12 protein-coding genes are annotated in these 13,754 nt (G+C 71.1%); 8 read left to right on the top strand and 4 right to left on the bottom strand.

Features of this window, described 5'->3' with window-relative positions:
- Positions 1-231: 231 nt before the first annotated feature.
- Positions 232-2,181 carry a glycoside hydrolase family 9 protein gene (locus ACMGFI_RS05345; RefSeq protein WP_436907942.1) on the top strand — a complete coding sequence of 650 codons (1,950 nt, stop codon included), beginning with the start codon at positions 232-234 and terminating at the stop codon, positions 2,179-2,181.
- Positions 2,182-2,357: 176 nt separating this feature from the next.
- Positions 2,358-3,017 (top strand): DUF4870 domain-containing protein, encoded by a 660-nt coding sequence (locus ACMGFI_RS05340; protein ID WP_436907940.1) that lies wholly within the window; start codon positions 2,358-2,360, stop codon positions 3,015-3,017.
- Positions 3,018-3,090: 73 nt separating this feature from the next.
- Here ACMGFI_RS05340 and ACMGFI_RS05335 read toward each other — a convergent pair whose 3' ends face one another.
- Positions 3,091-3,615 carry a DUF367 family protein gene (locus tag ACMGFI_RS05335; RefSeq protein WP_436907939.1) on the bottom strand — a complete coding sequence of 175 codons (525 nt, stop codon included), beginning with the start codon at positions 3,613-3,615 and terminating at the stop codon, positions 3,091-3,093.
- Positions 3,616-3,738: 123 nt separating this feature from the next.
- On the opposite strand from ACMGFI_RS05335, the gene ACMGFI_RS05330 reads away from it, so the two are divergent.
- Together ACMGFI_RS05330 and ACMGFI_RS05325 are read left to right on the top strand one after the other, a co-directional pair.
- Positions 3,739-5,268, top strand: a complete 1,530-nt coding sequence (locus ACMGFI_RS05330) for a peroxiredoxin (RefSeq protein WP_436907938.1) — start codon at positions 3,739-3,741, stop codon at positions 5,266-5,268.
- Between the two features lie 46 nt (positions 5,269-5,314).
- Positions 5,315-5,695 carry a nuclear transport factor 2 family protein gene (locus ACMGFI_RS05325; RefSeq protein WP_436907936.1) on the top strand — a complete coding sequence of 127 codons (381 nt, stop codon included), beginning with the start codon at positions 5,315-5,317 and terminating at the stop codon, positions 5,693-5,695.
- A gap of 106 nt (positions 5,696-5,801) precedes the next feature.
- On the opposite strand, the gene ACMGFI_RS05320 is transcribed toward ACMGFI_RS05325, so the two are convergent.
- A complete protein-coding gene (locus ACMGFI_RS05320; protein ID WP_436907934.1) occupies positions 5,802-6,710 on the bottom strand; it encodes an MBL fold metallo-hydrolase in 909 nt (302 codons plus the stop codon).
- Between the two features lie 254 nt (positions 6,711-6,964).
- On the opposite strand from ACMGFI_RS05320, the gene ACMGFI_RS05315 reads away from it, so the two are divergent.
- Positions 6,965-8,290: a permease gene (locus ACMGFI_RS05315; protein WP_436907931.1), complete on the top strand. Its 1,326-nt coding sequence runs from the start codon at positions 6,965-6,967 to the stop codon at positions 8,288-8,290.
- A 32-nt stretch (positions 8,291-8,322) separates the two neighbouring features.
- Here ACMGFI_RS05315 and ACMGFI_RS05310 read toward each other — a convergent pair whose 3' ends face one another.
- Complete coding sequence (locus ACMGFI_RS05310) at positions 8,323-9,174, bottom strand: alpha/beta fold hydrolase (protein WP_436907928.1); 852 nt, start codon at positions 9,172-9,174, stop codon at positions 8,323-8,325.
- 494 nt (positions 9,175-9,668) lie between these two features.
- Between ACMGFI_RS05310 and serS the strand changes: the two genes are divergently transcribed.
- The 3 genes from serS to ACMGFI_RS05295 all read left to right on the top strand — a co-directional run bounded on the left by serS (position 9,669) and on the right by ACMGFI_RS05295 (position 12,487).
- Positions 9,669-11,051: a serine--tRNA ligase gene (gene serS / locus ACMGFI_RS05305; RefSeq protein ID WP_436907926.1), complete on the top strand. Its 1,383-nt coding sequence runs from the start codon at positions 9,669-9,671 to the stop codon at positions 11,049-11,051.
- Positions 11,052-11,252: 201 nt separating this feature from the next.
- Entirely contained in the window at positions 11,253-11,378 is a 126-nt protein-coding gene (locus ACMGFI_RS05300; protein ID WP_436907923.1) for a hypothetical protein, read from the top strand.
- A complete protein-coding gene (locus ACMGFI_RS05295) occupies positions 11,375-12,487 on the top strand; it encodes an outer membrane protein assembly factor BamB family protein (RefSeq protein ID WP_436907921.1) in 1,113 nt (370 codons plus the stop codon). Before ACMGFI_RS05300 ends, ACMGFI_RS05295 begins: the two co-directional genes overlap by 4 nt.
- 32 nt (positions 12,488-12,519) lie before the next feature.
- Here the strand turns inward: ACMGFI_RS05295 and ACMGFI_RS05290 are convergent, their stop codons facing one another.
- Entirely contained in the window at positions 12,520-13,581 is a 1,062-nt protein-coding gene (locus ACMGFI_RS05290; RefSeq protein ID WP_436907919.1) for a nuclear transport factor 2-like protein, read from the bottom strand.
- Positions 13,582-13,754: the final 173 nt, after the last annotated feature.

Here is a 13,754-nt window from a genome sequence, read left to right as displayed (position 1 = left end):
CCTGCTCCCCGCCGGAGTAAAGCGTTACCCTGGCCGGCCAGGGCGGCCGTGGTCACCCGAACCCGGCCCGCCGCAGTCGGGCGACGGCCGCGGGTTCGCTTTCCCGGATGCCGCCGGCCCACCGCTCCAGCCGCGAGTCACTGACGACCCCGCTACACAACAACGCGCTGTAAATTTCTCACCGTTCCTGTGGGCAAATTATTAGTCGGTGCTCCGGCAACACCGTTTGCTATGGTGGACGACAGCGAACGGTGGGCGTCGCGGCGGGCGTTGCTCGCTGCGGGCGTGGCGGGCGCGGCGGCAGTCGCGGGCTGTCCCGGCGGGGGCGGGTCGACCGCGACGCCGGGCGGTGACGAGGGACCGAGCGACGGCGACAGCGGCGCGGACGGCGGCGACACGCCGACGGCGTCCCACGACGGCGACGACGGAGAGGGCGATGACGGCGAGACAGCGACCGACGACGCGGAGGCGGACGCGCCCGGGAGCGACGGCGACGCGGCGGACCCGGGGCAGGCCGTCCTCGTCGACCAGGTCGGCTACCGCCCCGACGACCCGAAGGAAGCCGTCGTGCGCGTCGACGCGGCGACTTTCGCGGTCACCGACGCCGAGACCGGCGAGACGGTTGCGAGCGGCGACCTCTCGGCACCGGCCGACGACGACGCCTCGGGCGACACGGTGCGCCACGCGACGTTCGACGGCGTGACCCGGCCGGGCACCTACCGACTCGCGGCCGGCGACGGGGCGGTTGCCTCCCACCAGTTCGCTGTCGGCCCCGGCGTCTACGGGCGGACGCTGGCGGAGATCTGCCGCCGTTACACCCTCCGGCGGGCGAATACCCGGATCGAGGACCCGGTGACCGGCCTCGAATACGGTCCGGGCCACCCCCAGGACCGGGAGGCCCGGCTGTACTTCGACGGCGAGTTCCGCGACGAGGGCGAGCGGGTCGACGTGCGCGGCGGCTGGTACGACGCGGGCGACTACGGCAAGTACGTGACGCCCGGCGCGGTCACGGTCGCGCAGTTGCTGCTGGCCTACGAACGCGACCCCGACACCTTCGAGTCGGGCCAGTTGTCGCTGCCGGCGGGCGTCTCGACGGCCGAGCGCGAGGCCGGGCTGCCGGACCTGCTCGCGGAGGCGAAGTTCGAGCTGGAGTGGCTCGAACGGATGCAGCGGCCGGACGGCGCGGTCTACCACAAGGTCGCGGGCCGGAACTGGCCGGGGATGGACACCCGCCCGAGCGAGGACACCCAGCCGCGGTACGTGTTCGGCCTCTCGACGTACGGGACGGGGATGGTCGCCGCCGTGTCGGCGATGGCCGCGCGCGTCTACCGCGAGTTCGACGCCGACTTCGCCGACCGGATGCTCGCGAACGCCCGCGACGCCTTCGCCTTTCTGGAGGCGAACCCGGAGCCGATCTTCCGGCGCGACGACGGGCAGAACGCCGGTTCCGGCGGCTACGCCAAGGAGACCGACCGCACGGAGCGGTTCTGGGCGGCGGCGGAACTGCTGAAGACCATCGGTGACGCACGCTTCGCGGAGTACCTGGAGAGCGAACTCGCCCCGCAGTTCGAGGCGACGCCGCCGGCGGTCTCGTGGGCGAACACGCTCCTGCTGGGTCACTGGGCGTACTACACGTCGGAGGCGGCCGACCCCGAGCGGCGGGCGGCGGTCGGCGACCGGCTCGTCGCCGACGCCGACCGGCTGGTCGAACGCGTGCGCTCGGAGGGGTACCGCGTCGCGCTGTCGACCGACCAGTACTACTGGGCGTCGGCGAAGCTGGCGGTCGCCCAGGGGGTGAAGCTCCTGCTGGCGAACGAAGTCGAGGCCCGGGAGGCGTACGTCGACGCCGCGCTCGACCAGGTCCACTACGTCCTCGGGCGGACGCCGACGGCCCGCTCGTACGTCACGGGGTCGGGCGAGGCGGCCCCGGAGCACCCCCACAGCCGGACCGTCGAGAGTACAGGGGTCAACGTCCCCGGGAACCTCGTCGGCGGCCCCAACGCCGAGGGCGGCGACCCGGCGCTCGACGAACTGATCGCGACCGAGGACCCGCCGCCGGCGAAGTGCTACCTCGACGAGACGGCCTCCTACGCCTCGAACGAACCGGCCATCGACTACGCCGCGCCGCTGGTCGTCGCGCTGGCGCAGTTCACCCCCGCGTCGGCCGTGAGCGCCGAGTAGCCCCGGAGTCGCCACGCGGTCCAGCTCGGGCGGGACCGCGAGAAATATACGATGATCTGCCATTGAACAGTGAAAAATATTACAAGCCACGCATTCGCCCGTGTTGACATGGTTGGGAAGCACCGACCGAGGGGAACGGGGTATCGACGGGGTCAGCGCGTCGCGGAGGCCGACCGATGACGGACGACGAGTCCGCCGGAACGGCCGGGTCCGACGGGAACGGGCAGACCGAGGGATCAACCGAAGGAACGTCGGCCGGCGGGCAGTTCACGAGCGGCCAGTCGACCGACGGGCAGTCCGCGAGCGGACAGTCGACCGGCGGTCAGTCGGCCGGAGGTCAGAGTAGCGGACAGGCCAGTGGGCAGACCGGCGGACAGGCCGGTGGGCAGACCGGCGGACAGGCCGGTGGGCAGACCGGCGGACAGGCCGGTGGGTCCACGGGCACGCAGCCGAGCGGCGAGATGACCGGGCCGGCCGCGGGCGGGACGGGCCTGGAGCCGAACGTCGCGGCGGCGATCGCGTACCTGTTCGCGCCGCTGACGGGGGTCGTCATGCTGCTGGTCGAGGGCGACGAGGACGACTTCGTGCGCTTTCACTCGATCCAGAGCATCGGCTTCGGCGCGGTCCTTATCGGCCTCTACGTGGCTATCGGGGCCTTCATCGGGTTCGTCTCGGTAGTGCCGTTCGTCGACGTGATCCTCGTCCCGCTGGTCTCGTTGCTGTACCCGGTCGTCGGGCTCGGTGCGTTTGCCGGGTGGGTGTTGCTCATATTCAAGGCCTACCAGGGCGAGCGATACGCGTTGCCCGTGCTCGGCTCGTTCGCCGCCTCGAACTGACGACCCGGACCGACCGGCTTTTCGTGACACCGCGCCCGCCGAGCGGCGCCGTCGGACGGCGACTCGACCGGTTCTACGCTTCTTCCTCGCCCTCGTCGGCGAGGTAGTCGTCCTGCACGGCGAGCACCTCCGTCGAGTCGGCGCAGTCAGCGTACCGGCGCAGGGGTTCCTCGTTGAGTTCGAGGAAGGTGTGGCCCCAGGAGAACCGGTCGAGGATCCGTTCGGCCCGGTCGCGCTCGCCGAGGATGCAGAGCGCGCCGGCGAACGCCTCGACGGTGTTCAGCCGGAAGGCGGTCCCGTAGTTGACGGGGTTGCCCGCGACGAGAAATGGGAGCGAGCGGTGGACCCCCTCCAGGTCGAACGCCTCGCGCTCGGCGGTCTCCCACGAGCAGTCGAGCGCGACGAGCCGGTCCCGTCGACTGCCCGTCCCCTCGCGGTCGGCGGGCGAGAGCGCCCGGTCGGCGAAGGGGTTGAGGACGATCCCCGGCGGCGTCGCCCGCGTCGAGCGGTGGAGCTCGGCCTCGTCGAACGTCGCGAGGCGGCGGGCCGAGCACTTCTCGGGGTCGTCGTCGCCCTCGTAGCGGACGTGTAACTCCACGACCGTGCTACTCCCCGCGGTGACAAAAGCCGCTCGGACCGCCCCTTTCGACCGCAATACGGTGTATACAGCGCGTGAAAACGCTGGGAAGGACTAAATACGATACATTCAGTGTGTGTACCAATGCTCTCGGAGGGTGCTGAGGCGCCGGCGGTCGACCTGCCGGCCTACGTCGACGGCGAGCGCCGTCGGGTGGATCTGGACGACTACCTCGGGGAGGGGATCGTCGTCCTCGCCTTCTACCCGGCCGACTTCAACCCCGCCTGCACGATGGGGGAGTCGGACCTGGACGATCTGGACCTGTTCACGATGCAGAAGGACGTGTCCGTCTTCGGCGTGTCCCCGGACAGCACGTACAGCCACGAGGCGTTCGCCGAGCGCTACGGGCTACACGTCCCGCTGTTGAGCGACCGCGAGGGCGAGGCCGCGGAGGCCTACGGCGTGGCGACCGAGAACGAGGTGGGCGAGCCTCTCGTCCGGCGGTCGGTCTTCGTCGTCGACCACCGCGGGACCGTCCAGTACGCGGGGGCGGCCGACGGTCTGGAGGCGTCGCTGGACGTGGCGCCGGTCAAGGCGGCCGTCGGCGACATCGGCGGCGACGACACCGCCCTGGAGCGCTACCGGGTCGGCCACGACCACTACGCCGAGGGCCGCGAGGCGTTCCGGGCGGCGATGGACGACTACGAGGACCGCGAGTGGATGGACGCCCGGAGCGGGTTCGAGGACGCCGAGCCGGCCTTCACCGCGGCGGCCGACCACTTCGACACGGCGGTGCGGTTCGCCGAGACGGCGGACTTCGAGACGGTCGTCGACCGGACGGAGGAGAAGGCTGACACGCTGGCTCACGCGGCCAGGTGGCTGGCCGACTCCGCCGACGCGCTCGCCAGCGGCCGCGGCGAGCAGGGCGCGCAGTACCGCGAGGACGCCCAGCGGCTGCTCGACGCCGCGACGGACCTCCCGGAGCCGCCCGAATCCGACGCGTTTCGGCTGACCGCCGACGGCGTGGAACTGGGCGAGTCGGTCGTCGTCGACCGAGACGCCGTCGAGGACGAGGGGTACGACTGGCGGGCCGACGACGCAGGCGGCGCCGACACCGGACTGGGGGTCGACGACGCCGACCTGGACGCCGCCGTCGCCGGCGAGGGCGACGACTACGAGCGGAGCGACGAGCCCGACACCGTCGAGGGCGACCTGGAGATGGACCTGGAGGCCGTCGAGGCGGCCGCCGACGAGGACGACGAGGCCGAGGAGTCGAACGTCGAGGGCGACACCGTCGAGGGCGACACCGTCGAGGGCGACCTGGAGATGGATCTCGACGCGGTGGCGGCCGCCGAGCAGGCCGACGACGCCGCGGGCGGCCAGTCGGACGGGGCGGACGACGAGCCGGACGGCGCGAGCGGCGGACCGGCGGGGGAGGCCGACGCAGGTGCCGGTCGAGCGACCGAACCGGACGGGGCGTCCGGTCTGCGCGACGGGGAGCACGCCGGGTCCGGTGTGGCGCCGGCGACGACCGAGGCCGACGGGGAGGAAACCGACGGCGACGGGACGGACGGGGAAGCGTCCGTGGCGGAACTCGACCTGGCGGACCCGACCGAGGGTGACGACGGAGACGAGGAGGACGAGCGGGCGGACTGGGACATCCCCGGGCGCTGACGCCCTGGACCGCCGTCCTCTTGTCCCGGCCCCGCCAACCGTCGGTATGACCGACCGCGCCGCCGAGCGCGCCCGTTCCTACTACCGCGCGCTCGACGAGGGCGACTACGACGCGCTCGCGACCCTGCTGGACGAGGGGTTCGTCCACGACCGGCCGGACAGAACCATCGACGGCCGCGACCGCTTCGTCCGGTTCATGCGCGAGGACCGCCCGCAGAAAGACACCGGCCACCGCGTCGACGCGATCTTCGCGGCCCGCGGCGATACGGGCGGCCGGGACGCCGACGGCACCGCGGGCACCGACCGCGAGCGCGTCGCCGTCCAGGGCCGCCTGCGCGCCGCCGACGGGTCGGAGATCACCGGGTTCGTCGACGTGTTCTCGGTGGCCGAGGGCCGGATCGAGCGGATCGAGACCTACACCGACTGATACGGATCATTGCAAGCGTTTCCCGGGTCGACCGCACGACTGCGTGCGGTCGATCCCGGAATGACTTGCAATGATCCGTATGAGAACCCGCGGGGTCCCGCAGGGGCTACTCGTCGTCCCGGTCCAGCGCCGCCAATACGCCCCGGACGTTCATCGCCACCTCGGCGTCTGCCTTCTCGCGGCCCCACACCGCCCGCTCGGCGTCGGCCTCGGCGACGAAACGCTCGATCACGGCCTCGTCGTCGCCCAGCTCCGCTCGCCTGGCCGCGACCGCCTCGACCCACGAGTCGAGCACGTCGGCGTACCGATCCAGCTTGTCGCCCCGCTCGGCCGGGCCGAAGTGGGCGTAACACAGGACCTCGGGGTCGATATCGCGGAGGGTGTCGATGTCGGCCTGACACCCCTCGGGGTCGAAGTTCGGCGGCGGGCTCGTCGGGAAGATCTCGCCGGGTCCGGGCGCGTAGATCCCCGCCGCGTCGGCCGCGAAGACCGCGTCGCTGGCGGGGTCGTGGAAGACGACCTGGTGGGGGGCGTGGCCCGGTGCGTGGTGGACTTCGAGGGCGTGCTCGCCCAGGTCAACGGTGTCGCCGCCCTCGATCTCGACGACCCGCGACTCCGGAACCGGCTCGGGTTCGGCGTAGAACCTGATCTGGTCGCCGACGGCCGATTTCGTGCCCGCCCAGAGCCGTTCGGGGTCGGTCATGTGGGGCGCGCCGACCGGGTGGACGTACACGTCGGCGTTCGGGCACTCTTCGACCAGAAATCCCGCGCCGCCGGCGTGGTCGAGGTGGACGTGCGTCAGGGCGATCACCTCGATGTCCGCGGGTTCGAGGCCGACTTCGCGGACGGCGTCGAGGACGCGCTCGTAGTTGGTCCCGATGCCGCTGTCGACCAGCGCCGGTCGCTCGTCGTCGACCAGGTACACCGCGCCGTACGCCTCGGTGTCGTACATCCCCGTGTCGACGTAGGACAGGTCCGTGCAGTCGCCGACCGTTAATACGTCGCCGATGGCCATATCCACGAGTCGAGCGGCGGCGAGTTAACCGTTCGGCCGGGCCCTCGGTACCGGCCGGCTCGCTTGGGGATCCAAACCCCGATCCGCGGCCGAACGGCGGCACTGACCGCCGGATCACGGGAGCGAGTGACGCTCGCGGTTCGGTCGCCCGTCCGAACCGTCGGCGCTCGGTTTGCGACCCGGACTCTCCCGGCCCCTTCGACGGGGAATCGCTAGTGGCAACCGGGTTCAGAGAGGCGACCCTCTAGCCGCACATGGACCGCTCGGAGTATCCGATACTGGCAGTCGTCGGGCTGGTACCGGTCGTCGTCGGCCTCCTCACGACGACCCAGCCGCTGGGGCAGTTCTTCGTCGAGAGCACCCGGGCGTTCGTCACGACGACGGTGACGATGGCGTGGATCACCTGGTGGGCGCTGGTCGTCGGGTTCGCCATCGCCGGCGGCGTCGAGGCCTGGACCTCCGACGAGAAGGTCGCGGACCTGCTCGACGGCCACGGCGCCCGCGAACTCGGCTACGGCACCCTGTTCGGGTTCGTCTCCTCGTCGTGTTCCTACAGCGCCATCGCGACGGCGAAGAACCTCTTCAAGAAGGGCGGGTCGGCCGCGGCGACGCTCGGGGCGTTCATGTTCGCCTCGACGAACCTCGTCATCGAGATCGGCGCCGTCATCTGGATCCTGCTCGGCTGGGAGTTCCTCCTGGCGGACGTGGTCGGCGGGTTCATGCTCATCGGGTTGATGGCCGTCGGCTTCGTCTACGTCGTCCCCGACGAGGTGGTCGACCGGGCCCGCGAGAACGTCACCGACGACGGCCCCGAGACCGCCCGCGACCCCGTCTGCGGCATGGAGGTCGACCCCGAGGAGACCGACTACTCGACGGAGCACGACGGCGAGACCTACTACTTCTGCTCGGCGTCGTGCATGGAGAGCTTCGACCCCGAGGAAGCGAACACCTCGGTCCGCGAGCGCGCGACCTCCGTCGAGGGCTGGAAGGCGCTGGCGGACAAGCAATGGAAGGAGTGGGCGATGCTCTGGGACGAGATCGCCATCGGTTTCGTCTTCGCCGGCCTGATCGCCGGGTTCGTCCCCGAGTCCGTCTGGACGAGCGTCTTCTCCGGCCCCGTCTTCGGCCTGCCCGTCTACGTCTTCTGGACGGCGGTCGTCGGCGCGGTCATCGGCGTCGCCACGTTCGTCTGCTCGGTCGGGAACGTCCCGTTCGCGACGGTGCTGTACACGAACGGCCTGCCGTTCGGCGCCGTCCTCTCCTATATCTACGCCGACCTGATCGTCCCGCCCATCATGGACGCCTACCGGGAGTACTACGGGACCACGTTCGCCGCCGTCCTCTCGGGGATGATCTTCGTCTCGGCGGTGGTCGTCGGCTTCGTCGTCCACTTCGTCTTCACCTGGGCCGGGCTCGTCCCCGATCCGTCCTCGGCGGAGGTCGCCGAGGTCGCCATCGAGCTGAACTACAAGCTGGTGTTGAACGCCCTCGCCACCGCGCTGTTCGCCGGGCTGTACTGGCTCCACCGCTCCGAGCGGACGGGCAGCCAGAGCGGCCAGCCCGCCGGCATGGCGGACTGACGGCTCTCCGACCGCGGCCGGTGCCCGCGTTCTCAGCCCGCCGCGGCGTCGAGGATCGCCCCGCGGTTGTCGACGTACGTCGAGTAGTGGGCGCCGTCGCCGAGGTGCAGGTCCGCGGCGGGCAGCAGGTCGCCGAACGCCCGCGCCAGGTCGGGGCCGACCGTCGCGTCGCTCCGCCCGTGCCACAGGTCCACGTCGCGGGGACACTCGCGGGCGTCGAACCCCCAGTCGTTGCCGACCAGCGGCAGGTCGTGAGCCGGCCCGCGGGCGCCGTTACGGAACGCCTCGGCGCCGTCGGCGAACAGCGTCTCGCCCGCCGGGCCGTCGAAGACCGCCCGGTCCTCGGGCGGCGAACCCGCCTTCAGCGCCGTCCGGAACTGCGGCCACGCGTTCTCTGCCAGCCACGCCGAGGAGGCGAACGCCGCCTGCGAGAAGCCCGGGACGAACCGCGTCGCAGACAGCACCGCCTCGTTGAACGGGTCCGCGCGGTCCCGTGTTTCGGGGGGCGTTACCGTGCTCACGAGCGACACCGCGCGCACGCGGTCGGGCACGGCGTGGGCGCAGGCCATCGCGTGCGGGCCGCCGCCGGAGAAGCCGGCGACGCCGAAGCGGTCGACGCCCAGTTCGTCGGCGAGCGCGCACACGTCCCCGGGCCAGTCGAGCAGCCGCCGGTTGCGCTGGAACTCCGACCCGCCGAAGCCCGGGCGGTCGGGCGCGACGAGGCGGACGCCGCGTTCGCGGGCGGCGTCGTCGCACAGCGACCACATCAGCCGCGACCCGATGACCCCGTGGAAGGCGAAGACGGGCGTCCCCTCGGGGTCGCCGTACTCGGCGTAGGCGAGCGTGCGGCCGTCCGGCAACTCGATCGTCGACGGCTCCGTCATGTGTTCGTACGTACGGGTCTGTATACAAACGGGTGTCGTTCCGAGGTGTAACGGTTCCTAATGCGACTGCTCCGACTGCGAACCCGACGACCGCCGCGAACAGCGTGAAAGCCCCCGCTCGCTCGTGCCGCCGCGGCTCGCTGCGCGCTTCACTCGCTCGTTGCAGTGCTTACGTCGCCGGGGCGGCGACGAGCGAGCGGCCCCTTTTATTCCCGCCCGCACAGACCAGTCGATCAGCCGAAACGGGCGGGAATGAAAGGGGCCGCGTGCTCCGGGAAGCACGACGACGCAAGCACCACAGCGAACGGAGTGAGCGAGGAGCGCAGCGAGGCGCGCGAGCGGAGCACGCGGGGGCTTTCACGCTGTTCTGCGGTCCAGTTCTCGCTACGGTCGCGGTAGCATATACTCCAGTTGAAACGACGCCACCGACACCGTCCGAGACTGATTCACATCGGACCGACACGCCTACTTCCCTCCATCGAGAACCGGCGACCATGTTAAGCAGGCAGTTCGTCCGGGAGAACCCCGAGACCGTCCGTGACGCCATCGAGCGCAAGGGCGTCACGGGCGTCGACCTGGACGAGATCCTCGAGATCGACGAGGAGTGGCGCGAACTGAAGGCCCGCGGCGACAGCCTCCGCCACGAGCGCAACGAGGTCTCCTCGAAGATCGGCGAACTCAAACAGGAAGGGGAAGACGAGGAGGCCCAGGAGGCCATCGAGCGCTCCCAGGAACTCAAGGAGGAACTCCAGGACGTCGAGGACCGCGCGGACGAACTGGAGGCCGAACTAGAGGAGCGACTCCTCGAGATCCCGAACGTGCCCCACGAGTCCGTACCGACCGGCGAGGACGAGAGCGACAACGTCGAACGCTACCGCGAGGGGTTCGACGACCTGCGGGTCGACCCCGACGAGGTGACCCCCCACTACGACCTGGGCGAGGACCTGGACATCCTCGACTTCGAGCGGGGCGCGAAGGTGTCGGGCGGCGGCTTCCAGTTCGTCAAGGGCGACGGCGCGCGCCTGGAGCGGGCGCTGATCGACTTCTTCCTCGACGTCCACCGCGAGCAGGACTACGTCGAGGTGATGCCCCCCATTCCGGTTAACTCGGCGTCGATGCGCGGGACGGGTCAGCTCCCCAAGTTCGCGGAGGACGCCTACCGCGTCGAGGCCCGCCAGGACGACGAGTACGACGACGACGACCTGTGGCTGCTCCCCACCGCGGAGGTCCCGGTCACCAACATGTACCGCGACGAGATCCTGCTGGACGACGACCTCCCCCTCAAGCATCAGGCCTTCTCCCCGAACTTCCGGCGGGAGGCCGGCGAACACGGCACCGAGACGCGCGGCTACGTGCGGGTCCATCAGTTCAACAAGGTCGAACTCGTCAACTTCGTCCGGCCCGACGAGAGCTACGAGCGGCTGGAGGGCCTGCTGAGCGAGGCCGAGGCGGTGCTCCAGCGGCTCGGCCTGCCCTACCGCGTGCTCGACATGTGTACCGGCGACATGGGGTTCACCCAGGCCAAGAAGTACGACATCGAGGTGTGGGCGCCGGCCGACGACATGGAGGGCGGTCCCGACGTGGGCGGCCGCTGGCTGGAGGTCTCCTCGGTCTCGAACTTCGAGGACTTCCAGGCCCGGCGGGCCGGTCTGCGCTACCGCCCGGAGCGCCACGAGTCGGCCGAGTACCTCCACACGCTCAACGGCAGCGGCGTCGCGGTCCCGCGGGTCATGGTCGCCATCCTGGAGTACTACCAGAACGACGACGGCACCGTCACCGTCCCCGAGGCCCTGCGCCCCTACATGGACGGCCAGGCGGTCATCGAGGGCCAGGAACCCGTCGGCGAGAGCGCCGTCGGCGCCGGCGAGAAGGAGTGACGCGCACGGGAGCGCGTCGGGCTCGCCGGCGACACACAGCGGTCGGCGCCGGCGAGAAGGAGTGACACGCACGAGAGCGCGTCGTGCTCGCCGCCGTCCCCGACGGTGATCCCCCACCTCTCGTCGTGAACCACCCGGTTCGCCCGGGCACACGGCGTAATTAGCGCGCCGTTTCAAGTACCGCTCGGCGGACGTTCGGGCATGATCGTCGCGACGACGGTGCCGGGTGTCCGACGGCCGCGGGCGGACCGGGACGGGGTGACCGGCGTGAATGACATCGGGCTCGTGTACACGATCGACGACTCTCGCCGGCGTCACGACCCGTGACGGGGAACGACGAGCGGCGGGCGGGACGCCGGCGGTTCCTCCGGACGGCCGCGGCGCTCGGCCTCGCCGGGACGGCCGGCTGTACGGACTCGCTCTCGGAGGCCGCGGAGCAGTTGGGGAGCGACACCCCGACCGGGCGCGAGCCGCGCTGGCGGTTCGAGCTGTCGGGGTGGGCGGGGTCGCCCGCTGTCGAGAGCGGGACGCTCTACGTCGGCGAGGTGTTCGGCGCGGACGAGGGGAGCCTGTACGCGGTCTCGACCGCCGACGGGACCCGGGAGTGGGAGCACGTCCTCGGGAACAACGTTCAGGACCCGACGGTCCGGGGCGACACCGTCTACGCGGGCGGCGCCGAGGGGGTGGTCGCGCTCTCCGCCGCGGGCGAACAGCGGTGGTTCGCCGAACTGCCCGAGGCGGTCGCCGTCTCGGGGCTGGCCGTCACCGACGACGCGGTCTACGTCGCCAGCGTCGGGAACCGGCTGTACGCGCTCGACCGGGCGGACGGGAGCCGACGGTGGACCTTCTGGCAGGAGCAGACGAACTTCTACGGCCCGGCGGTCGACGGCGGGACCGTCTACGCCGGCTGTAACCAGGGGAGTTACGTCACCGACGACGAGGAGTGGGGCGCCGCGTACGCGGTCGACGCGGCGACGGGCGACCGGCGGTGGCGCCGCGAGTTCGACCGCCCCGTCGAGTGCGCCGCGACGGTCGCGGACGAGGTCGTCTACGTCGGGTCCCACGCGCTCTCGACGGCCGACGGGAGCGTGGTGTGGACGGCCCCGACCGGGCCGGTTCGGACGCGGCCGACCGTCGTCGACGGGACCGTCTACGTCGGGAGCACCGACGACAGCGCGTACGCGCTCGACCGGGACGACGGGAGCGTGACCTGGGCGTTCGAGACCGGGTTCGGGGTGCGGTCGCGGCCGGCCGTGGCGGACGGGACCGTCTACGTCGGCAGCGGCGACGGAAACCTCTACGCGCTCGACAGCGCGGACGGGACCGAGCGGTGGCGGTTCGAACTCGGGTCGGACGTCTACGCCGACCCCGTCGTGACCGACGAGACGGTGTACGTCGGCGCGACCGACCACTACGTCTACTCGATACCGCGGTGACGCTCTCGCCCGGTCGCGGCCGCCACTGGCTATCAGCCCGAACAGTAGACGCCCTCTGCGAACGGCCCGTCGCAGTGGAAGCTGATCTCGTAGGACGCGACGGTCTCGGGGTCGGCGCTGACGTCGGGCGTGGCGACCACGGACGCCACCTCGCCGGGCGCCATCGCCGTCTCCATCGGGTACGCGACCGCCGTGCCCATGCTCTCCAGTTCCGCCCCGCTGTCGTCGTAGGCGGTAATCTGGTAGGTGTACTCCCGCGCGTCGGCCCGCTGGTCGCCGTCGTTCCGGACCGCGATCTGCACGTTGAACTGACTGTCCGTGGCCTCGGACTGCCAGGCGACGATCGTCAGCTCGTCGATGTCGTCGCGCCCGACGCTGCCCATCGACTCCCGGACGAACTCCTCGGAGCCGCCGCCGTCGGTCGGCGTGCTCTCCCCGTTCCCGGACGGTGTGCTCTCCCCGCCCCCAGACGGCGTGCCGCCGGTGTCGCCCCCATCCTCGAAGGTGGGTTCCGACACCGAGTAGACGAACCACTCGCCCTCGTACGTCCGGGCCTCGAAGGTCGTCACGGCGGAACTCGTCTGTTCCTCGCCGTCCTGGGAGACCGTCAGATCGAAGGACACCTCGACCGTCGCCTCGGTGTCCGACTCCGCCGTGACGGTCATCGAGTTCACGGTCACCTCCCCGGTCGACCCCCCGCCGGACTCCGGCGAGGTCGTCGCGGTCCCGTCGGGGTGGACGATGGCCGACATCGCCTCGCCGTCGTCGTCCTGGCTCGCCTGGACGTACCGCTCGACGGCTGCCTTCGGGCTGTCGGCGCCGTCGGTACCGCCGCCGCTTGCACCGCCGCCACCGCTCGATCCGTCGCCACCGGCATCGCCGTCGCTGTCGTCGCCGCCGTCGGATCCGCCCGAGCCGCCGTCGCCGCCGTCCTGACCGCCGGAACCGCCGTCGCCTCCACCGGAGCCGTCCGAGCCGCCGTCGCCCTCGTCGCTGTCGCCCGAACAGCCGGCTATCGCGGACGCCGCGACCGACGCCCCGAGCGCCTTCAGGACCCACCGCCGGTTCGGACCCCGCGACTCGTCGTCGGTCATAGACCACCTCGCGTTCCGGGCGCCGGGAGGGAGTTCGTCTGCCGCTCGGTGTTCGATCCGCGTCGGTACGGGCCGTGTGCTTGCAGTATTCTCATATTTTCCTGCCCGGAGAATGTGAGATAGCTCTAATAAATCGGGACGCTACGTACCTCGTGTCGGGCGATACGCGGCAC

Origin of the sequence: Halosimplex marinum (genome assembly GCF_051414075.1) — an archaeon.
Lineage (GTDB): Archaea > Halobacteriota > Halobacteria > Halobacteriales > Haloarculaceae > Halosimplex > Halosimplex marinum.
The sequence above is the reverse complement of the archived record's forward strand: the minus strand, read 5'-3'. Positions and strand labels throughout refer to the sequence as shown.

Bases quoted from the DNA above. Each gene is read 5' to 3' on its own strand.
- ACMGFI_RS05300 (WP_436907923.1), top strand. From the start codon at position 11,253: ATGATCGTCGCGACGACGGTGCCGGGTGTCCGACGGCCGCGGGCGGAC.
- ACMGFI_RS05320 (WP_436907934.1), bottom strand. From the start codon at position 6,710: ATGGCCATCGGCGACGTATTAACGGTCGGCGACTGCACGGACCTGTCC.
- ACMGFI_RS05290 (WP_436907919.1), bottom strand. From the start codon at position 13,581: ATGACCGACGACGAGTCGCGGGGTCCGAACCGGCGGTGGGTCCTGAAG.
- ACMGFI_RS05330 (WP_436907938.1), top strand. From the start codon at position 3,739: ATGCTCTCGGAGGGTGCTGAGGCGCCGGCGGTCGACCTGCCGGCCTAC.
- ACMGFI_RS05315 (WP_436907931.1), top strand. From the start codon at position 6,965: ATGGACCGCTCGGAGTATCCGATACTGGCAGTCGTCGGGCTGGTACCG.
- ACMGFI_RS05340 (WP_436907940.1), top strand. From the start codon at position 2,358: ATGACGGACGACGAGTCCGCCGGAACGGCCGGGTCCGACGGGAACGGG.
- ACMGFI_RS05325 (WP_436907936.1), top strand. From the start codon at position 5,315: ATGACCGACCGCGCCGCCGAGCGCGCCCGTTCCTACTACCGCGCGCTC.
- serS (WP_436907926.1), top strand. From the start codon at position 9,669: ATGTTAAGCAGGCAGTTCGTCCGGGAGAACCCCGAGACCGTCCGTGAC.
- ACMGFI_RS05310 (WP_436907928.1), bottom strand. From the start codon at position 9,174: ATGACGGAGCCGTCGACGATCGAGTTGCCGGACGGCCGCACGCTCGCC.
- ACMGFI_RS05345 (WP_436907942.1), top strand. From the start codon at position 232: ATGGTGGACGACAGCGAACGGTGGGCGTCGCGGCGGGCGTTGCTCGCT.